Annotated in this window: 19 protein-coding genes; 14 read left to right on the top strand and 5 right to left on the bottom strand. The window is 26.2% G+C overall.

The annotated features are described in order from the left end of the window. Positions 1 to 14: 14 nt before the first annotated feature. Together BN6774_RS14415 and BN6774_RS14410 are read right to left on the bottom strand one after the other, a co-directional pair. Positions 15 to 479, bottom strand: coding sequence for a DMT family transporter (locus BN6774_RS14415; RefSeq protein WP_066894994.1), 465 nt, complete (start codon positions 477 to 479; stop codon positions 15 to 17). Between the two features lie 12 nt (positions 480 to 491). Continuing rightward, the gene (locus BN6774_RS14410) at positions 492 to 914 is read right to left on the bottom strand and encodes a DMT family transporter (RefSeq protein WP_066894992.1); all 423 of its coding nucleotides are present in this window, start codon (positions 912 to 914) and stop codon (positions 492 to 494) included. A 116-nt stretch (positions 915 to 1,030) separates the two neighbouring features. Between BN6774_RS14410 and BN6774_RS14405 the strand changes: the two genes are divergently transcribed. The 3 genes from BN6774_RS14405 to trmB all read left to right on the top strand — a co-directional run bounded on the left by BN6774_RS14405 (position 1,031) and on the right by trmB (position 3,220). Then, entirely contained in the window at positions 1,031 to 1,717 is a 687-nt protein-coding gene (locus BN6774_RS14405; RefSeq protein WP_066894990.1) for a cyclic nucleotide-binding domain-containing protein, read from the top strand. A 91-nt stretch (positions 1,718 to 1,808) separates the two neighbouring features. Continuing rightward, positions 1,809 to 2,450 (top strand): hypothetical protein, encoded by a 642-nt coding sequence (locus BN6774_RS14400; RefSeq protein WP_066894988.1) that lies wholly within the window; start codon positions 1,809 to 1,811, stop codon positions 2,448 to 2,450. 113 nt (positions 2,451 to 2,563) lie between these two features. Next, positions 2,564 to 3,220, top strand: coding sequence for a tRNA (guanosine(46)-N7)-methyltransferase TrmB (gene trmB, locus BN6774_RS14395; RefSeq protein ID WP_066894986.1), 657 nt, complete (start codon positions 2,564 to 2,566; stop codon positions 3,218 to 3,220). Positions 3,221 to 3,300: 80 nt separating this feature from the next. Here the strand turns inward: trmB and BN6774_RS14390 are convergent, their stop codons facing one another. Continuing rightward, positions 3,301 to 4,587: an aminotransferase class V-fold PLP-dependent enzyme gene (locus BN6774_RS14390; RefSeq protein ID WP_066894984.1), complete on the bottom strand. Its 1,287-nt coding sequence runs from the start codon at positions 4,585 to 4,587 to the stop codon at positions 3,301 to 3,303. Positions 4,588 to 4,730: 143 nt separating this feature from the next. On the opposite strand from BN6774_RS14390, the gene BN6774_RS14385 reads away from it, so the two are divergent. Continuing rightward, positions 4,731 to 5,567 carry a hypothetical protein gene (locus tag BN6774_RS14385; RefSeq protein ID WP_066894982.1) on the top strand — a complete coding sequence of 279 codons (837 nt, stop codon included), beginning with the start codon at positions 4,731 to 4,733 and terminating at the stop codon, positions 5,565 to 5,567. Positions 5,568 to 5,587: 20 nt separating this feature from the next. Continuing rightward, a complete protein-coding gene (locus BN6774_RS14380) occupies positions 5,588 to 6,184 on the top strand; it encodes a DUF4397 domain-containing protein (RefSeq protein ID WP_066896709.1) in 597 nt (198 codons plus the stop codon). Between the two features lie 129 nt (positions 6,185 to 6,313). Here BN6774_RS14380 and zupT read toward each other — a convergent pair whose 3' ends face one another. Beyond that, positions 6,314 to 7,090 (bottom strand): zinc transporter ZupT, encoded by a 777-nt coding sequence (gene zupT, locus BN6774_RS14375; RefSeq protein WP_066894980.1) that lies wholly within the window; start codon positions 7,088 to 7,090, stop codon positions 6,314 to 6,316. Between the two features lie 122 nt (positions 7,091 to 7,212). Here zupT and BN6774_RS14370 point away from each other — a divergent pair, with 122 nt between their 5' ends. The 6 genes from BN6774_RS14370 (at position 7,213) to BN6774_RS14345 (ending at position 15,297) form a co-directional block, all read left to right on the top strand. Beyond that, a complete protein-coding gene (locus BN6774_RS14370) occupies positions 7,213 to 8,025 on the top strand; it encodes an alpha/beta hydrolase (RefSeq protein ID WP_066894978.1) in 813 nt (270 codons plus the stop codon). After that, on the top strand, positions 8,022 to 9,041 hold the full coding sequence (locus BN6774_RS14365; RefSeq protein ID WP_066894976.1) for an acyltransferase family protein: 1,020 nt from the start codon (positions 8,022 to 8,024) through the stop codon (positions 9,039 to 9,041). Before BN6774_RS14370 ends, BN6774_RS14365 begins: the two co-directional genes overlap by 4 nt. Positions 9,042 to 9,164: 123 nt before the next feature. Further along, positions 9,165 to 9,686: an ECF transporter S component gene (locus BN6774_RS14360; protein WP_066894974.1), complete on the top strand. Its 522-nt coding sequence runs from the start codon at positions 9,165 to 9,167 to the stop codon at positions 9,684 to 9,686. Positions 9,687 to 10,061: 375 nt separating this feature from the next. Beyond that, positions 10,062 to 10,913 carry a patatin-like phospholipase family protein gene (locus BN6774_RS14355; RefSeq protein ID WP_066894972.1) on the top strand — a complete coding sequence of 284 codons (852 nt, stop codon included), beginning with the start codon at positions 10,062 to 10,064 and terminating at the stop codon, positions 10,911 to 10,913. A gap of 89 nt (positions 10,914 to 11,002) precedes the next feature. Next, complete coding sequence (locus tag BN6774_RS14350; RefSeq protein WP_066894970.1) at positions 11,003 to 12,169, top strand: exonuclease SbcCD subunit D; 1,167 nt, start codon at positions 11,003 to 11,005, stop codon at positions 12,167 to 12,169. After that, positions 12,169 to 15,297 (top strand): AAA family ATPase, encoded by a 3,129-nt coding sequence (locus BN6774_RS14345; protein ID WP_066894968.1) that lies wholly within the window; start codon positions 12,169 to 12,171, stop codon positions 15,295 to 15,297. The genes BN6774_RS14350 and BN6774_RS14345 overlap by 1 nt, the downstream gene beginning before the upstream one ends. Before the next feature lie 61 nt (positions 15,298 to 15,358). On the opposite strand, the gene BN6774_RS14340 is transcribed toward BN6774_RS14345, so the two are convergent. After that, the gene (locus BN6774_RS14340; RefSeq protein WP_066894966.1) at positions 15,359 to 16,270 is read right to left on the bottom strand and encodes an AraC family transcriptional regulator; all 912 of its coding nucleotides are present in this window, start codon (positions 16,268 to 16,270) and stop codon (positions 15,359 to 15,361) included. Between the two features lie 290 nt (positions 16,271 to 16,560). Between BN6774_RS14340 and hcp the strand changes: the two genes are divergently transcribed. From hcp to BN6774_RS14325, 3 genes are all read left to right on the top strand, one after another. Further along, positions 16,561 to 18,198 (top strand): hydroxylamine reductase, encoded by a 1,638-nt coding sequence (gene hcp, locus BN6774_RS14335; protein WP_066894964.1) that lies wholly within the window; start codon positions 16,561 to 16,563, stop codon positions 18,196 to 18,198. A 270-nt stretch (positions 18,199 to 18,468) separates the two neighbouring features. Then, on the top strand, positions 18,469 to 19,137 hold the full coding sequence (locus BN6774_RS14330) for a Crp/Fnr family transcriptional regulator (protein WP_066894962.1): 669 nt from the start codon (positions 18,469 to 18,471) through the stop codon (positions 19,135 to 19,137). Positions 19,138 to 19,612: 475 nt separating this feature from the next. Next, a complete protein-coding gene (locus BN6774_RS14325; RefSeq protein WP_066894960.1) occupies positions 19,613 to 21,040 on the top strand; it encodes an NAD(P)/FAD-dependent oxidoreductase in 1,428 nt (475 codons plus the stop codon). Position 21,041: the final 1 nt, after the last annotated feature.

Here is a 21,041-nt window from a genome sequence, read left to right as displayed (position 1 = left end):
GTACTATACCCCTTTTAGTTTTCTGATATAGATTTTAAATAATTATTTTTATCTAAAAGCATATTATAAGATAGACCTATAAGTATAAATACTCCCCCTATTATTTTACTCTTAGAAACGCCGTTATTAGAAAAATAGTCTATAAAAATGCCTATAGAAAGCTGTCCGATAAAAACTAATAAGGATAAGGAAAAAGAAGAAACCCTAGGTATAGTATAGTTTGAAAGTACAACAACTAATATTCCTATTATACCGCCAAAATATGAATAAATAGGGATAGTATAATAGTTATTTAAATCTATATTTACATAGTCTTTAGTAATTAATAAAAGTACGAAAGAAGTAACAAGGCCAGTAAAGTAATTAATGAAAGTTCCTTGTAGTGTACCAATTTCTTCTGCTATTATAGAGTTGAAAATTCTTGAAATAACTACTGAAACTCCAGCGAGTACAGCTAATAAAATATAAAAATAAAACATAAATCCTCCTTTTTAAAACAATGCCATAATTGTAATTCCAACCATTATCATTGAAATTCCTAAAAGCTTCCTCTTTTCAAATTTTATTCTTCTCATTTTAATTAAACCAAAGGAATCTATAATAAGAGATGAAATAGTCTGCCCTAATAATCCAAGGGAGATTGTTAATGATGCACCTAAGTTAGTAAAACTTAAGTTATTAAGTAAAACTGTAAATACACCTATAATGCCTGCACTATAAAATATTAGTGATATGTTGGGTGAAACTTTAATTTTATATTTCTTTATAAGAAATATAAAAGATAAAATTATGATACCAACAAGATGAATTACAAATGTAGAAGAGTAATTTCCAATATAGTTAGATAAAATACCATTGAAACTTATCATTATAGTTATTAAAATACCAGTTAATAAAGATAAAAAATTATACATTTCTTTCCTCCATAATCTTTTAATATTAATTTATCATAAAGTAATTAAATTCTATTATGACATATGTCATAATAGATAAGTAAAGTGAAAAATATTAAGTTATTATAGGAGTTAATATGTATAAAGTAAAGGATTTAGATTTATTAGATAGGTATATTTCTATTCATAATTTAGAGAATATATTTAGTGGCTATATTAGAGAAAATTTAGAGGTGCTTTTTTACGATGAAAAGGAGTTAATAGTAAAAGAGGGGGAAGAGATTACTCACCTTATGTTCTTTGTAGAAGGAAAAGCTAAGATTTATATGACTCTTAGAAATGGAAGAGTACTTTTATTAGATTTTTATAAGGAGCTAGATACCATGGGTGATCTAGAGTTAGTAACTAATGATGTTGCTACTTGTAATGTAGAAACCATTGAACCTTGTATTTGTATAGGAATACCTATAAAATTTTTAAAAAATAATTATGAGAAGGATATAAATTTAATGAATTTTTTATCTAGTGCTTTAGCTAAAAAACTAAAAAGATCTTCTAAAAACTCAACTATTAACTTACTTTATCCATTAGAAAATAGGGTAGCTAGTTATATAATTTCTATAGGAATTAATAAAGAAAGTAAATCTTTTAAATTTGATGAAACCTTAATGATTATTTCCGAGCTTTTAGGTGCAAGCTATAGACATTTATTAAGAACCTTAAATAAATTATGTGAGAAAGGAATACTTTATAAAGAAGAGGATTACTATATTATTTTAGATTATCATAAACTTGAAGAATTATCAGCAGATATATATAGATAAATTATTAATATATAGTTTACAGAATTTATATATTTAAGAATTTTACATATGATATAATTAATATATTATTTGTAGGAGGCAAGAATTACATATGAAGATGAAAAAGGTAGCAACAATTATTACAATAGTAGCATTAACAATAGGTTTAGCAGGATGTACTAGCGGAGTGAAATTACCAGAGGGTGATGTTAAGATAGTAAATCAAGAAGTACAAGGAGTAATAGAATTATTATTACAATCAACTAATTATGGCAAAGATAAGAGTACTGTAGCATCTTTAGTATTACCGAAGGATTCAAAATATAATATAAGTTTATTTACTGAAAAATATATAAATGGTGAATTAAAAGAAACAAAGGAAATAGCTAATTACTCTACTGAGACAATAGAGAAGGATTCTATTATTCATGTTATATTAAATACAGCTAAATTAGGTGATGGAGAAGCAGATAAATCAATATACTCAATTGCAGAAATAGATAAAGAAAATACTAAGGATAGTAAGAATCCTAATTATAAATTAACTAAGTATTATGGGGAAGTTTTAAATTTTGATTCAAAATCATCATTAACTCAGATTGGTACAAATTTTGATGAAGAGGCTGTATTAGCTGGATTAGTAAAATATAAGGAAGATGATACAGAAAAATCTCCTATTAATTTAGATTCATATAAGGATGAAGTAGGAAATTATTCAGAAGTAAATATGTTTAAGATAAAGGTTAATAAGTAAAAGGGGTTGTTTCATACAGCTCCTTTTATAATATCATAAAGAAAAATAAAGTTTGATACAATTATCATAAATATGTATAATAGTTATGAATTATAAAAAATGGAGTGAACAACATGAGATTAAGAAAAAAGCCCTGGGCTAGACCAGAACTAGAAGCATGTAATTTTTTTATAACTAATCCAAGAGATTATAAAGGTAAATGGAGAGAGTTTTTTAATAACGATAATCCAATATATTTAGAATTAGGCTGTGGAAAAGGAACTTTTATAGCAGTTCATGGGGCAGAGAATAAAGATAAGAATTATATAGCTATAGATATTAAGGATGAAGTTTTAGTTCTAGCAAAAAGAAATATAGAAAAGTCATACAATGAAAAAGAAACAGTAACTGATAATATAAAGTTAATGGCTCAAGAAATATTATTAATTAATGATATTTTAGGAGAAGGAGATTTAATAGATAGGATATATATTAATTTTTGTAATCCTTGGCCAAAGAAAAAACATAAAAAGAGAAGACTTACACATACTAATCAATTAAAAAACTATAAGAAATTCTTAAAAGAAGATGGGGAAATATACTTTAAAACAGATGATGATGAATTGTTTGAAGAATCATTAGAGTATTTTAAAGAGAATGGTTTTAATATAGATTATATTACATATGATTTACATAATAGTGATTTTAAAGGTAATGTAAGAACTGAACATGAAAATATGTTTAGTGAGCAAGGAATAAAAATAAAATTTTTAATAGCAAAAAGAATATAACAAGAAGGTCATTGTAGCTTATAAATAGTTTCAATGACCTAAAATTATATTAGATATAAAACAAAAAAATAATAAATTATTTATTTTTTTAACCTAATTATCAATTCAATTGTATTTAAAAATATATCTATTTCTCGTATAGAATTATAAATTCCAAAACTTGCTCTTACCATACCAGGCATTTTACAACTAGAATCAACTAAATATCTACTAGATTCTATATCATTTATTTTTAATAATCTTTTTACATAAGGATGGGCACAAAATGCTCCCTGCCTAACTGCAATAGCTCGAAGACTTGCTAATAATTTTGCGTTTTCTGCATGATATATATTTTTAATATTAAATACAACTATTCCAAGTCTATCATCTATTTTATAATTGTCACCATAAGTTATTACATCTTTTATTGAATTAAGACCTTTTAGAGCATAATTTAACAGTATTTTTTCATTGTTTTCAATTGTTTCATAACCTATATTATTTAGTTCTTTCATTGCTTCTACTAAAGCAATAGCACCAAAAAAGTTGGGGCTACCTGCTTCATCTTTTTCAGGAGGGGGAAGTAATACCTCTGAATAATCTAAAACAGCATCAACTGTTCCACCACCTTTAAGATCAGAATTTAATCTTTCAAATTCTTCTTTTAGCCCAATTATTGCACCACTACCAAAGGGAGCATACATCTTATGGGCAGAAAATACTAAATAATCAATTAAAGTTTCCGTAAAATCTAGTTTTTTATGAGCTACTATTTGAGCACCATCTACTATTAGTTTAGCATTATATTTATGAACAAGTTTTGAGATATAAGATAAATTATTTACATAACCTGTAACATTTGAAGCAGCAGTAATTGTAACGTATTTAACTAAGCCATGATATTTTTCAAGTAAGTATTCTAGTTCATCTAGTTTTAGCCTACCATTTTCATCTACCTCAATATATTTTAAAATACACTTTCCTCTCCATGGTAAGTCATTAGAATGATGCTCCATTCTAGTAGTTATTACAATATGATTTTTATCTTCAATTAACATATTAGATAGTCTATTTATTCCTTCGGTAGTATTATTAACGAAGATAACAGTATACTTATTTTTTGAAGCTTTAAAAAAATCTAAGATATAATCCCGAGATTCTGAATAAACTTTGGTTGAATACTCAGACTTTTGTCCGAGGCCCCTTCCTATTGCTCCATATAGTTCACAAGCCTTTGTTATTCTATCTAGAACACTTTTAAAAACTGGAGTAGTAGCTGCGTTATCAAAATTTATTGGTATTATATTATTGCTATCGTAAATTGGCACTTTTTTATCAAGGCCTATAAATAAATGTCTAAAAGAATTATTCGTTAAATCATTCATAGCAAAACCTCCCTTAATATAATATTCAGAGAATTACGTTAAGGTGATAGTAATATAAATGAAGAGTGTTCTAATACAATTAAATAGAACATATATAAATGTATAGCGTATACTTATAATGAAATATTTTTTGGAGGAAATATATGTCTTATAATAACCGTAATGTAAAATCAGAGGATGATGATTTGAAATTTATACCATTAAATGTAAGAGAACCATTTATAGATAAAGATTCAAGTTGGTTTCCTGTTATAGATTTAAATTTGCCTAGTTTTAGTAATATACCACAAGGTTTTGTTTTAGGATTTACAGCACAAACAGATAATTCAAATTTAGTAGGAACTCCATTAAAAACATTAGACTATGTACAAAGTAATAATTTAAATGTTAAAGATACTGAAAATCCTATCGAGAAGAAACAGTTTGAGGAAGATTTTAATTTATATTATCCATCAGAAACTTTAGGAGAAGAGCTTCCTTCCTATAATAAAGAAGATAAGTGCAAAAAAATTAATGATTCTGAAGAGAGCACTAATAAAAATAATATAAGTAATATTAGCAAAAATCCTCAAGTTCAGGGAATGAATCAGGGAATGAATAATTCTGAAATGCAAGGTATTAATAACCTTGAAGCACAGGGAATAAACAATCCTAAAACCCAGGAGATGGACAATATAAATAATCAGGGAACGAAAATACAAGATATGAATATGAAAAATAGTAGTGGTGATTTGGCTGAACCAATCCATATGAAGCTTTTAAGAAATTTAGACTTTGAAAGTTACTTAGATACAGAATACAGGGGAGATGAAGAAAGTAAAATTAAAGATATAGACAGGATTTTTAATATAATAAAAGATGATAAATCAATAGTTGATACATTGAAAGCTTATAATCTTCCAAAACCAATTTACGATTTGATAATTAAGAAGATAATTAAATTAACTTTAGAAAATTCAAAATATAAGTGGGGTGATTAAGCTTGTTATTTCGTCAAAATATGCCTAATTTACAAAGTAAAATAAGATTTCTTCATGCAATACCAACAGCTCCAGCAGTAGATATATATTTAAGTGGAGATGTGCTAGGGAAAAATTTGAAATTTTCTGATATAACATGTTATGAAAGTATATCACCAGGAAAATATGAACTTCAATTATATCCAGCAGGGATTTATGATAAGCCATTAATAAGCAAAGATATAGATATTCTCCCTAATACTACTTCAACTGTTAATATAATAACCTTAAGTGAAGCAATAGATATATTTGTATTAAATGATGCTAATATTAAAGGAGAAATAACAAGTTGCTTTCTAAGATTTATACATTTATCACCTAATGCACCTTTATTATCATTATCCTTACCAAACGACATAAATCTTTTTGGAAATGTTGAATATTTAGAGACTACAGGATACTATCCTTTATCTCCTGCTATTTATGATTTTAAAGTTAGTTTTTCTGGTTCCTCAGGATTATATAAATATATTAATAATAGTACTCTAAAAAACGGAAAATTTTATACTATATATATAATAGGATTATTAAATAAAACTCCTACTTTAGGATATTTATTATTAGAAGATGGAGCATAGTAGTTGATAATTATAATGCGTAATTAAGGATGTAATTTGTTCCAAATTACTGAATTTTAATTTTTTAGAGGCTGCTTTTACAGCCTCTAAATATTTATAAATTAATGTTACATAAGTAAGTATAATTTTCTAATGAGAATAAATATGGCTTAATATAATTGTAAAGATTCCTAAGAAAATAGATATTAAATATATTTTATGATACTTATATTTTCTAGCTGTTGGAATAAGTTCTGCAAAGGAAATATAAAGCATTATACCTGCAACTAAAGCAAATGTTATAGCTAAAATAATTTCATTTATATAAGGTCGTAAAAATATAAAGGCTAGAAAGGCACCAAGGGGTTCAGCAAGGCCAGAATATAGAGTATATTTAAAAGCCTTTAATCTACTTCTAGTGGAATAATAAATTGGTATAGCTATTGATATACCTTCAGGAATGTTATGAAGTGCAATAGCAAGTGCAATTGATATTCCTAAAGTGGTATTTTCATAGCCTGATATAAATGTAGCTATACCTTCAGGAAAATTATGTATCATTAAGGCTACCATTGATACAAAGCCAACTCTATATAGCTTTTCATTTGTATTATCATTATAACTTTTTGGTGCCTCTGGAATAAATTTATCTATAAGTAATGCCATTAAAGCACCTATTAGCAAAAATAATAATGAATATAAGACTCCTTTGATATTTCCATTATATGAACTTAATGTTTTTTCAGCAGATATAAAAAGATCTGTAAATGATACAGTAATCATTACTCCAGCAGAATACGATAAAGCAAAGGTAATTAATTTTTTGTTTTCAACTTTGGAAAAAAACAGTATAAAGGCACCTATAACAGTTGAAAGTCCAGCTATTAAGGATAATATTAGAGGGATTAATGATTGATTAGTTATCATAGTAGTTCTCCTTTTAAAGTTTAAAGTATATTAATAAATATATTAAAATTAAAAAATACTATGCAAAATAACATAAATTTTATAATATATAATAGTGTTAAGTGATAAATAGGAGAGTGGATATGCTAAAAAATAGAATAGAAGAAAAGTTAATAATGATTCCTTTAGTTAGCAAGGCTTTTCTAATAAATTTGAAAAGTAAAAAAAATAATTTTATAACTTATAAATATGGGGAAAATATAAAACAATATTATAGAGTATTTTCTGGCGATAAAAATAAGCCTATTATTTTATTTATACATGGTGGTGGGTGGTGGCATGGAAGTCCTAAGACATCAAGTTGTATAGGAAAGTATTTTAATGATTTAGGTTATACGGTAGTTATTCCAGCATACAGACTAGTTCCACTTTATAAATACCCAACGCAAATAAATGATGTGTTTACTGCATTAAAGGATTATTTAACTAAAGAAAAAGTTGAAAAAATTATAGTAATGGGTTTTTCTGCTGGTGCAGAGCTTTCAACTAATTTAGTTTTCAATAGGGAAAAACAAAAAGAGTATGAAATAAACAAAGATATTTTTAAAGGATTAATTACATTATCTGGAGTATTAGATTTTACTAAATGTAAATCAAAGCATTCACAAAGACTAATAGAAAACTATTTAGGGAATGAAAATAGGTCAGAGGATATTAATCCAATCAATCTTGTAATTAATGACATTAACTTAAAGGTACTTTGTATTCATGGAAATAAAGATCCATTAATAGATATAGATAATTCTATTAGCTTTGTAGAGAAAATTAAAAAGTTAAATGGAGATGCTAAATTAAAAATAATTAATGGGAAACATCATTCTGATATAATTTCTTTATTTCTAAATAAGGGAGAAAAGGAATCTAGAGAGATTTTAGATTTTATAGAAAAAGTATGAGTGAAATAAAAAAAAGAAACTATTTATTAGATAATATAAAAGTAATATTAATTTTCTTTGTAGTTTTCGGACATGTAATTGAATTTTATATAAAGGACAATTACATACTAAGAACTATATATATTTTTATATATATTTTTCATATGCCACTTTTTATTTATATATCAGGATATTTATCTAAGAACTTCTATAAGATGAAAAGAAAGGCCGTGAGAAATTTATTAATACCCTATATAATATTTAATATGATTTGGTACACAGCAGTTTATATTGGTACAAATAGAGTAATGTTTTCGTTGATTTCTCCAGGGTGGACTCTTTGGTATTTATTAAGTTTGTTTTTTTGGAGAATTTCGTTAAAATATCTTGTGAAATTTAAACATATATTAATTATAAGTTTTATAGTTGGTGCAATTGTTGGGATAGTACCTAATGTAGGAAATGTTTTATCTATATCAAGGACCATAGTGTTTTTACCATTCTTTCTTTTAGGTTATTACACTAAAGAAGAAGATTTATTTAGAGTAAGTAACTTTAATAAAGTTTTATCTATGCTAGGAATAGTAGTATTTTTATTTTTAGCTATTTATATAGTAAGAACAAACTTATTTGATTATAAATTCTTATATTATTCTTATTCATTTAAGGATTTAGAAATTTCTTTATTAAAAGGAATTATATTAAGAGGGATACTTTATTTATCTTCTATTATATTTAGTATTTGTGTAATATCATTAGTGCCGAATAAAAAGCAAGCATATTCTAATTTGGGAAGAGCTACTATGAATATATATGTTTTTCATATTTATTTAGTTATGTTAGTATATTTTTTCATCCCTAAATGGAATATAAGTATATTAAGAAATGTATTAATACTTATAAGTCCATTTTTGATAATGTATATATTATCTAGAAAAAGAGTAAATAAAGTGTATGATGGAATTTTTTATCCGGTAAATATAAGTATTGATACTGGGAAAAATTCATATAAAAAATATAGAAAGTTTAGAAAGTAGTTGAATTTATTTCAGCTACTTTTATTTTTTTAGATAAAAATTTTTAATAATAGATATAAAAATATATTTACAAGTGATTAACTAAGTACTATACTAGTGTATATACAGTTAGGGGGATTTTTTATGGATAGTAGAGATAAAATTAGAAAAATGATGTTTGCGGCTGTTTTGATAGCAATTTCAATTATTATTCCAACTCAATTCGGATTTTTGAAAATTAATATTCCACCATTTAGTGCAACACTAGCATCTCATGTACCAATGTTTTTAGCTATGTTAATATCGCCAGAAGTTGCAATAGTAGTAGGAATAGGTTCTGCACTTGGATTCTTTATAACGAGTCCATTAGTGATAGCAGCTAGAGCAGCAATGCATATAGTGGTAGGCTATGTTGGGGCATTAATTATTAATAAAGATAAGAACTTTAAGAAAGCAATTGCAATAACAGCTCCTATTCATGGAGTTTTAGAAGGATTAATAGTTATTCCATTTGGATTTTCAGTTTATCAATTCATAGTGGTTGTTGCAGTAGGAACTATGATACATCATTTTGTAGATGGAGCAATTTCTTATGCTTTAGCTAATGCTTTAGCTAAGGCAAGAGGAAAAAAACTCTATGATGTATTTACTAGTGAAGCAATGTAGAAAAAAGGGAACTGTTATTAATTATAATAGCAGTTCCCTTTTAATTATGTACTAGTGAATTCTTATAAAAAATATTCTAGATTTTCATTGCCAATTTCTATTGTTTTCATTTATTATAAACTACAAATTGATACAATTGCGAGTTTATTATAAAATATTTTCTCAATACCGTAATATTAAGTGAGAATCCCAATTCTACATTTTGATTCTAAAACTTACTAATTGGACTATATGAGTAAATTCCACTAACTAAATCAAAGATTTATAGTGTCACTTAATTTTTCAGTATAAAAATGTTCGCATTTTTATCTCAAAGTGATATAATTTTAAATTAATGGAAATAGTTATAATATCAAAATGTTTGGAGGCGGAAATATGGATAACACATCACTTATATTAGAAGGTGGAGGAATGAGAGGAGTTTACTCAGCTGGGGTACTAGATTTATTGTTAGATGAAAATATTCATATAAAATATTGCGTAGGGGTATCGGCAGGTGCGTGTAACTGTGTTTCTTATATTTCAAGACAAAAGAAGAGAAATTATAGAGTTAACATAAATTATATTAATGATAAGAGATATTTAAGTTTTAGGAATTTGGTTAAAACTGGATCGGCTTTTGGTATGGAAATGCTATTTGATATAATACCAAATGAATTAGAGATTTTTGATCATGAAGCATTTATAAATTCAGGAACAAAGTTTTTTGTAGGTGCTACTAATTGTGAAACAGGATTACCTGAATTTTATAATATAAAGGATTTTAATGAAGATGGCTATGATACTTTAAAGGCATCTATTTCTTTGCCTTTAGTTGCGAAGATTATTGATTATGACAATAAAAAACTTTTAGATGGTGGTATTGCAGCGCCAATACCAATTCAAAAAGCTATAGATGATGGAATAGAAAAGCATGTAGTTATATTAACTCAGCATAAGGGATATAGAAAAAGCAAAACAAAGATAATGCCTATAATAAAGAAAAAGTATAAAGATCATTCAGGGCTTATACAGGCTATGGAAAATAGATATAAAATATATAATGATACATTAGATATGTTAGATAAATTAGAAAGTGAAGGAAAATGTTTCATTATAAGACCAACTGTTCCTCTTAAAGTAAGTAGATTTGAAAAAGATAAAAATAAGCTTGAAGCAATATATAATAGGGGATATGAGGATGCAAAAGTTATTTCGGAGAAGTTGAAAAAATTCTTGGAAAGTTAAATAAATATGAATTATTTAAATACATATATTAAAATAATTATAAAGTAACTATTGTAATAATTGTTAATTGAAAGGAGATGGGGAGTTAAATGAGAATATTCCATATGGGGGATTGGCATATAGGTAAGCTTGTAAATGGATTTTATATGACAGAAGATCAAGAATATATATTAGAAGAGTTATGTAAGGCTATAGAGGAAAAAAATCCAGATGTACTTTTAATTGCAGGAGATTTATATGATAGATCTGTACCACCTGTTCAAGCTGTTGAGCTCTTAAATAGATATTTAAGAAAAATAGTTAAAGATTTAAATACAAAAATAATAGCTATAGCAGGAAATCATGATAGTAATGAAAGAATAGAGTTCGCTAGTTCTCTTTTATGTGATAGTGGTTTATATATATATGGAAATTTAAAAAAGAATATAGAAAAAATAACTTTAGAAGATGAGCATGGAAAAGTTAATTTCTATCCAATACCATATGCAGATGTTCCAGTTGTAAGAGAGTTATTTAAGGATGATAATATAAAAAATTATGACTTAGCTATGGCTAAGATAATGGAAGAGATAGATAAAGATTTTAATGTTAATGAGAGAAATATAGCAATTGCTCATGGATATATTACAAAAGTAAATGAAGAAGGAGTAGAAAAATTAGAGGAAAGTGAATCAGAAAAGCCTTTATCAATAGGTGGAACGGACTTTATAAACTATAATCACTTTGAAAAATTTAATTATACTGCTCTTGGACATTTACATGGACCTCAAAAGGTAGGATGTGAAAAAATAAGATATTCAGGTTCACTTATGAAGTATTCTTTTTCGGAAGTTACTCAAAGAAAGGGAATAACAGTAGTTGATATAGATAAAAATGGTGAAGTTAACATTGAAATCTATGATTTAAAGCAAAGAAGAGATTTTAGAGTTAAAAAAGGAACTCTAGAGGAATTATTAAAAGATTATAAAAATGAAAATAATGAAGATTATATAAAGGTAATATTAGAAGATAAGGGTGAGATATTAGACCCTATGGCTAAGCTTAGAGCAGTTTATCCAAATGTTATGGAACTTATAAGAGAAGAAAAGCTTTCAAAAAGATCTAATAATGAAGTTTTGACTAATGATATTAAGAAAAAGTCAAAGGTTGATTTATTCAAGAATTTTTATAGTGAAATAATAGGGGAAGAAGTAACAAGTGAAGAAATAGAGATTATGGAGAAAATAATAAGTAAGGCTGAAAGGGGAGAAGAGTAATGATAATTAAAAAACTTACAGTATCTGCTTTTGGACCTTATGCAACTGAGCAAGAATTGGATTTTGAAAGTTTCTTAAGTGATAAGAATATGTTTGTTATTACTGGTAATACAGGAGCTGGAAAAACAACTATATTTGATGCTATAAATTTTGTTTTATATGGTGAAGCAAGTGGTAGTGAAAGAGATGGAAAATCATTAAGAAGTGATTTTGCAGAGCCTTCAACTAAGACTGAAGTTAAGCTTTGGTTTTCTTTAAAGGGAAAGGAATACTATATAAAGAGATCTCCACAGTATTTTAGACCTAAGCAAAAAGGTGAAGGCTATACTGAAAGTAAAGCAGAAGCAGAACTTATATATGATGATAAAACTATTACTGGATCAAAGGAAGTTACAAGACAAGTAGAGGAGATTCTAGGAATAACATCAGATCAATTTAAACAGCTTGTTATGATTCCACAAGGAGAGTTTAAAAAACTTCTTAATTCTGATAGTGATAAGAAAGAAGAAATATTTAGAAAAATATTTGGAACTAAGATTTTTTCAGATATTCAGCAAAATATAAAAAATGAAGCTAATAATTTAAAGAAATCTATAGAGGAAGTTTTAAGAGATAGAGAAAATAGAATAAGATCTTTTAAATTAAGAAAAGATGATGATTTGCTAGGTAGTCTTATTTTAAATAAGGATTTAAATGTTGAATTAATATTAGAAGAATTTAATAAATCTATAGATCTTGATAAGGAAGAAGAAAAAGCTTTAAAAGAAAAGCATGATAATATAAAGCTTAAGCTTGAGACTTTATCTAAAGAATTAGTATTAGGTAAAGAAGTTAATAAAAAGTTAGAAACCTTAGAAAAGTATAAAAAAGAATTTGAAGAATTAAATGCTTTAAAGGAAGAATTTAAGCTTAAGGAAGATGAATTAAAATATGCTAAGAAAGCTGTTACAGCATTAAATTATGAAGAAAAGTACGAAGAGAAAAGAAAAGCTTTAGCTAGAATAAAAAACAATTTGACTTCAAGCATAGAAAAAATAAATAAACTTAAAATTGATTTAGAAAAGGCTGAAGAAAACTTTAAAAAAGAAGTAGAAAAAGAGCCTTTAAAAAATGAATTAACAAAAAAACTAGATGAAATAAAGATTTTAAAAGAAAAAACTTTAATTTATAAAGAAAATAATGAAAAATTAAGTTTATTAAAAGTAGCTTATGGAAAAATTAAAGAAAGAATAGAAAAGATTAAAAAAGATATAGAAGAAAATTCTAAATTAGTAGTAAAAATAAATGATGAAATTGCTATAATACAAAATTTAAAAGAAGAAGCTTCAAAATTAAATATAGAAGAATTAAATTATAAAAATAAAGAAGAAAAGTTAAATTCCCTAAAGATTAGTTTAAATAAATTAACAAATGAATTAATAAAAGAAGAAAAATTAAAAAATGATTACGAAGTATTAAATAATATTTATAAAGATAAAAGAAGTCTTTATGAAGCTTTAGATGAAAGTTTTAGAAGAAACCTAGCAGGGATTTTAGCTAAGGATTTAGAAGAGGGAAAAGAATGTCCTGTTTGTGGATCGACAAGTCACCCTAAGGTTGCAATGCTAGAAAATAAGGATATAAGCGAAGAGGAAGTTAAAAAAGCTAAATTAGAAGAAGAAAAATCAAGAGTAAATATGGAAGCTTCATTAACAAGCCTTACTAAAATTAAAGCTGAAATAGATTCCTTGAAAAATGATAATATTAATAAGTTGTTTAAGGAAATATTTAATGAGAAATTAGGAGATATATCATTAAGTTTAGAAAAAGTATGTGAAACTTTAAATTCCACAGTTAAAACTTTAAATAGTATTACTTTAAAGAAAAAAGAAATAGAAAGCAGAATATTAAAGGAAGAGGAATTAAAAAATAAAAAGCTTAATTTAGAGAATTTAAATGATGCCTTAAGAAAAGAATTAGATAATAAGAGTGAAGAACTTTTACTTAGAGAAGGGGAAGTTAAAACTCAAGAAGCTAATTTAAATAATATAGTAAATGACTTTAAGGGTAATATAAAAACTATTGAAGCATTAAACTTAGAAGAAAAGGATATTAATAATAATCTTATAATTTTAAAGGAAGCTTATGAGAAAGCAGAAGTATATTTTAAAAATGTACAAAGTATTTTTGATAAGGAAAATGGAAACAAAGAAACCTTAGAAAATATGGAAAAAGAAGCGGATATAGAATTAAAGGTTGCTTTAGAAGAATTTAAGGAAAAAGTTTTATCTTTAGGCTTTAAAGATTATAAAGATTATGTGAGCAAAAGAAAAAAAGAAAATGAAATTGAATTAATAGAAGAAGAAATTAAAAAATATAACCTAAATTTATCTAATGCCAATAAATTATATAGTTTATCATTAGGGGAATGCAAAGATTTAAAGATTATAGATATAAGTTTAATAGAATCTTCAATTAAGGAAGTTAATAAAGAAAGTGAAGATATAAATAATCTTATTAAGGAAGTTTACTCTAGAATAGATCAAAATAGCAAAACTTTAGAAACTTGCTTAGAATTTAATAAAAAGATAGTACAAGAGGAAGAAAAATATAAAACTATAGGTAGATTATCTAAAATTATAAATGGGGACAATCCAAGAAAAATAAGTTTTGAAAGATATGTTTTAGCAGCTTATTTTGAAGATATTATAAGTGCAGCTAACATAAGATTCTCTAAAATGACAAATAGTAGATTTGAGCTTTTAAGAAAAGAAGAGCTTGGAGATAAGAGAAAAGGTCAAGGATTAGATTTAGAAGTTTTTGATAATTATACAGGAAAATCTAGGGACGTTAAAACTTTATCTGGTGGAGAATCCTTTAAAGCTTCTTTAGCAATGGCTCTAGGACTTGCAGATGTAGTGCAAAGATATTCAGGTGGAATTCAGTTAGATACAATATTTATAGATGAAGGCTTTGGAACGTTAGACCCTGAATCTTTAGATATAGCTATAGATTGTCTAATTGACCTTCAGGATAATGGAAGGATAGTAGGGGTAATCTCTCACGTTCAAGAATTAAAAGATAGAATAGATGTAAAACTAGAAGTTAAATCTACTAATAAAGGTAGTAAGGCTGAATTTAAATCTTAGATATTTAATAATTATATATTATTGATTTTAAACTTAGGCTCTGTTAAACAGAGCCTATTTTTTACTTAATTATACATTCTTCATTTTTAAACAGTTCTTTCCTATATTTAGTTGGTGAAATAGACATCTGTTTTTTAAAGGTTTTTATAAAGTAAGAAACATCACCAAATCCTACTTCATAGGCTATATCTGTAATTGATAAATCTGTATTAGCAAGTAATAGACTTGCTTTTTCAATTCTAAAATTATTAATATACTGAGTACAAGTTTTACCAGTTTCATTTTTAAAAAATCTTAAAAAATGATATTCACTATATTTAGCTATATTTGACAAGTCTTTAATAGATATATGAGATTTATAGTTAGTTTGAATATATTTTATAACTTCCTTTAGTTTTTCAATCTTAATTAAATTATTATAATTTTCTTTTTCTATATTTGCATCAATATAGCCTTCTTTAAAAAACAAGTGAAATATAGTAAAAAGATAAGATTTAATTGCTAATTGATATCCATAGCCCTTATATTTATAGCAATCAACCAATGATTTAAATGCATTTACAATATTGTCATAACTAGAATCCTTACATGTAATTATATTATTAAAAAATAATTTATTTTGTAAAATTGGATTTATAAAATTAATTTGGGAGAAATCCAATGAATTACCTTCAATAAGAGATAAATTAAAAACTAAGGCAATATAAGATATTCTAATGTTAGTATTATCCACCATATAATGAATTGCTCCCTTAGGTATAATTATAAAGTCTCCAGTAGATATTTTAAAAATCTTAAAATCAATACAAATTTCTGAAGAGCCATTAAGAACATATATAAATTCCATTTCATCATGCCAATGAGAGTAGAAATCGGAAGAACTTCTATACTCTACTGGATAAATTTCCATAGGTAATTGAATATTTCCATGATTAACTTGTTCTTTAAGATTTAAATAACTTAAATTATCCATACTAAATTAATACTCCTTCATATATTTAAATAGCAAAATAGTTATATATATAATCAATTTTTAATGAGTAATTTAATTTTAATAACAGTATAATACAAAAATAAAAAGATTTCATTATATTGATATTAGTTTAGCTTACTTTTTTTCAAGAGGCAGTGCTTTTACTATAGATAAATAAAATTTAAAATTTTTATTCAAATGTAACTGATGTTACCGAAGTGAATCTAAAATCCTCATATAATGAAATCAGAAAGAAATTAATGAATTAAATTATCAAGGAGGATTTTTCAATGGAAAATAAAATGTTTTGTTTCCAATGTCAAGAAACAGCAGGATGTACTGGATGTACTCAATTTGGAGTTTGTGGTAAGTCACCAGATTTAGCAAGAATGCAAGATCTATTAGTATATACAACAAAAGGATTATCAGAGGTTACAACTAGACTTAGAAAAGAAGGAAAAGAAATATCAACTGAAATTAATCACTTTATCACATTAAACCTATTTACAACAATAACTAATGCTAACTTTGATGATGAAATATTCTACGAAAGAGTTCAAAGAGTTTTAGAAATAAAGAAAGAATTATTAAATAAATTAACAAATAAAGATGGTTTATCAGAAGCAGCATTATGGACAGCTGTCACAAGAGAAGAATACGATGCGAAGTCAAAAGAAGTTGGTGTATTAGCTACTAAGGATGAAGATATAAGAAGTTTAAGAGAGCTTATAACTTACGGATTAAAAGGATTATCAGCATATATGAAGCATGCCAATGAATTAAGCTACGATAATGAAGAAGTAAGTGCATTTATGCAAGAAACTTTAGCTAAATTATTAAATGATAATTTAACTGTTGATGAATTAGTTGCATTAACTTTAGAAACAGGTAAAGTTGGGGTAGATGGTATGGCTCTACTTGATAGTGCTAATACTGGAACTTATGGACATCCAGAAATGACTAAAGTTAATATAGGTGTTAGAAATAATCCAGGAATATTAGTTTCAGGACATGACTTAAAGGATTTAGAGCAGTTATTAGAACAAACAAAGGGTACAGGAGTAGATGTTTATACTCACTCAGAAATGTTACCAGCTCATTATTATCCTGCATTTAAGAAGTATGATCACTTTGTAGGAAACTATGGAAATGCTTGGTGGAAACAAAAAGAAGAATTTGAAAGCTTTAATGGACCGATTTTAATGACTACAAATTGTATAGTACCACCAAAGGATAGCTATAAGGAAAGAGTATTTACAACTGGAGCAGCTGGATTCCCAGGATGTAAGCATATAGATGGTGTAGATGGACAAGCTAAAGATTTCTCAGAAATAATTGAACTTGCAAAAACTTGCAAAGCTCCAACAGAAATAGAAAATGGAGAAATCATTGGAGGATTTGCACATAATCAAGTAATGCAGCTTGCAGATAAGGTTGTAGATGCAGTAAAATCAGGAGCTATTAAGAAATTCTTTGTAATGGCAGGATGTGATGGAAGAGCTAAATCAAGAAATTATTATACTGATTTTGCAAAGGCTTTACCTAAGGATACTGTAATATTAACAGCAGGTTGTGCAAAATATAAATATAATAAATTAGATTTAGGCGATATTGGTGGAATTCCAAGAGTCTTAGATGCTGGTCAATGTAATGACTCATATTCATTAGCATTAATTGCTTTAAAGCTTAAAGAAGTATTTGAATTACAAGATATAAATGAATTACCAATAGCATTTAATATAGCTTGGTATGAACAAAAAGCTGTTATAGTATTATTATCATTACTATATTTAGGAGTTAAAAATATTCATTTAGGACCAACATTACCTGCATTCCTTTCACCAAATGTTGCAAAAGTATTAGTTGAAAACTTTGGAATTGGTGGAATAACTAATGTAGAAGATGATTTAAAAATGTTTTTAGCTTAATATAAACTTAAAGGGACTGTCATCCAATGAAAAATTAAGAATGTAAAATTTAAAATTAATGAAAAAACTCCTGCGGGAGTTTTTTCCTTCCTTTAGTTTGTAAAGAGATAAACATTGTATGAGGTTGACTTGGAGCGCATGCGACGGAGCAAGGAATATAATGTTTATCTCTTTTTTACAATAGATTTTTTTTCTATGATTTGTTAAAGTTAAAAGTATGAATATTTAATATAGAAATAGAAAATTCATTAAACTAAGAGAGGTATAGAGATGATAGAGGTATTAAAGAATACTTGCTTTTTTAAAGGAATTCCAGAAAGAGAAATAGATAATATTTTAAAAAGTGAGCTTTACTTAGTAAGGGATTATAAGAAGAATGAAGTAATAGCCAATCAGGGAGAGAAATGCAATAGTTTATCAGTAATTCTTCAAGGAAAAGCTGTTATACAAACAATATATGAAAATGGAAAGGTTCTAACATTATCTAATTTTAATGTTAGTGATGTATTTGCAGAAGCTCTATTATTTTCGAAAGATAGGGAATATCCTGCTACAGTTATGGCAGTAGAAGATTGTAAAGTACTGTCTTTTCCTAAAAATAGCGTTTTAGGAATAATGCAAAAAAATACTAAATTTGCAGAGAATCTTTTAGAATTACTTTCTCAAAAGATAGTAATATTAAATAGAAAAATAAACTTAATAGAGTTAGATTCTATAAGAAGAAAAATATGTAAGATATTACTAGATAATTATAAAAGAAATGACAGTTATGTTTATAAAATAAAGTCTAAAAAAGAACTTGCAGAGGAACTAGGGATACCTAGACCATCACTTTCTAGGGAACTTATTAATATGAGAGATATGGGGATTATTGACTTTAACTTAAAAGAAATAAAGATTACGGATTTAGAAGGGTTAGAAGACGAATTTTTTATGTAAAAAGAATTAAAGTACTTAGCAACAAGTGGAATTAAGTTTTGTTGTGAAAACATAATTAATTTTTATTTTTAAATCTTCATTATTAATTTAATAAATTAGGCAGACTCTAAAATTAGAAGTCTGCCTAATCATTTTTTGGTATATATAAATTGTAAAGGGATAACTATATTTCTATATTTTAATTATAATATAGAAAGTTAATAAAATAAATAGAATTTTTTAAATTTAGAATATTTACCAAAAATAATTAATAAAATTTGTAGAATAGGTAAATAAGCAATAATTTATAGGTATGAAGATAAAAGCTATATACTTATTATTAAATTTATGGTAGAATTATACTATAATTTATTTAATGTGCTAAGAGATTTAGAGATAAGCATAAGAATAAGAGTTGCTCTTATTTTTGTGCTTTTTTTGTTGTGTTAAAAGCAGGGAATAAGGGTAATATAAATATAATTTAGGAGGTAATTATATGTATGATGTAGCAATAATAGGAGCAGGGGTTATAGGTGCTTCTATATTTAGAGAGCTCACTAAATTTAATTTAAAGGTTGTTATATTAGAAAAAGAAAATGATGTAGCAATGGGAACAACAAAAGCAAACTCAGCAATAGTTCATGCTGGATATGATCCTGAAAATGGAACATTAATGGCGAGACTTAATGTTTTAGGCAATGAAATGTTTGAAGGATTATGCAAGGAGCTTTCAGTACCTTTTAAGAGAAATGGATCCTTAGTAATTGCTTTTGATGATGAAGATATGAAAACAATTAAAAGGTTATATGAAAATGGAGTAAAAAATAATGTGAAAGATTTAAAATTAATAAATAAAGAAGAAGTTATAAAGCTTGAGCCTAATATAACAGGTAACGTTGTTGGGGCTTTATATGCACCAACGGGAGGAACAGTAGGACCTTTTGAATATACCATTGCTTTAGTTGAGAATGCTATAAAAAATGGTGGAGAAGTTATGTTGAATTCAGAAGTTGTTTCAATAAATAAAGATACTTTTTTTAACATTAAATTAAAAAATAATAGAGATATTAAATCTAGATATTTAATAAATGCTACAGGGATATATTCAGATAAAATTCATAATATGATTTGTGAAGAAAGCTTTGAAATATATCCAATTAGAGGTGAATATTACGTTTTAGATAAGGATCAGGGAAGTAATTTTAAGCATACAATATTTCAATGTCCATCAAAGCTTGGAAAAGGAGTTGTTGTAACTCCAACTGTTCATGGAAACTTAATTGTTGGGCCTAATGCGGAATCCATAGAAGATAGGGATTCTGTAAGAAATACCACAGAGGCTTTAGAATATATAAAAGAGACTGCTAAAAGGACAACAGATAAGGTTAATTTTAGAAATTCTATTAGAAATTTTGCAGGATTAAGAGCACATGCTGATAAGGGAGATTTTATAATTGAGGAAAATAATAAAGTTAAAGGATTTATAGATGTTTCAGGAATAAAATCACCAGGACTTACAGCAGCACCTGCCATAGCTTTAGAAGTAGTTAAATTATTAGAGGAATCTGGACTTAGTTTAATAAAAAATATGAATTTTAATCCTTATAGAAAACAAATAAGATTTATGGAGTTATCTATAGAAGAAAAGAAAGAAATTATTAGTAAAGATAAAAGTTATGGGAAGATTATATGCAGATGTGAAGAAATAACAGAAGGTGAGATTGTAGATGCTATTAAAAGATCTTTTGGAAGTGTTTCTTTAGATGGAATCAAAAGAAGATGTAGGCCAGGAATGGGAAGATGTCAAGGGGGTTTTTGTGGACCTAGAGTTCAAGAAATAATTGCTAGGGAATTAAATATTCCTCTTGAAAGTGTTGTTTTAGAAAAAGAGGGATCTTATATTCTAACTGGAAGGTCAAGATAGG

This window comes from Clostridium nigeriense, assembly GCF_900086595.1.
Taxonomy (GTDB): domain Bacteria; phylum Bacillota; class Clostridia; order Clostridiales; family Clostridiaceae; genus Clostridium; species Clostridium nigeriense.
Note: the sequence above shows the minus strand (reverse complement) of the source record. Positions and strands in the feature narration are given on the sequence as shown.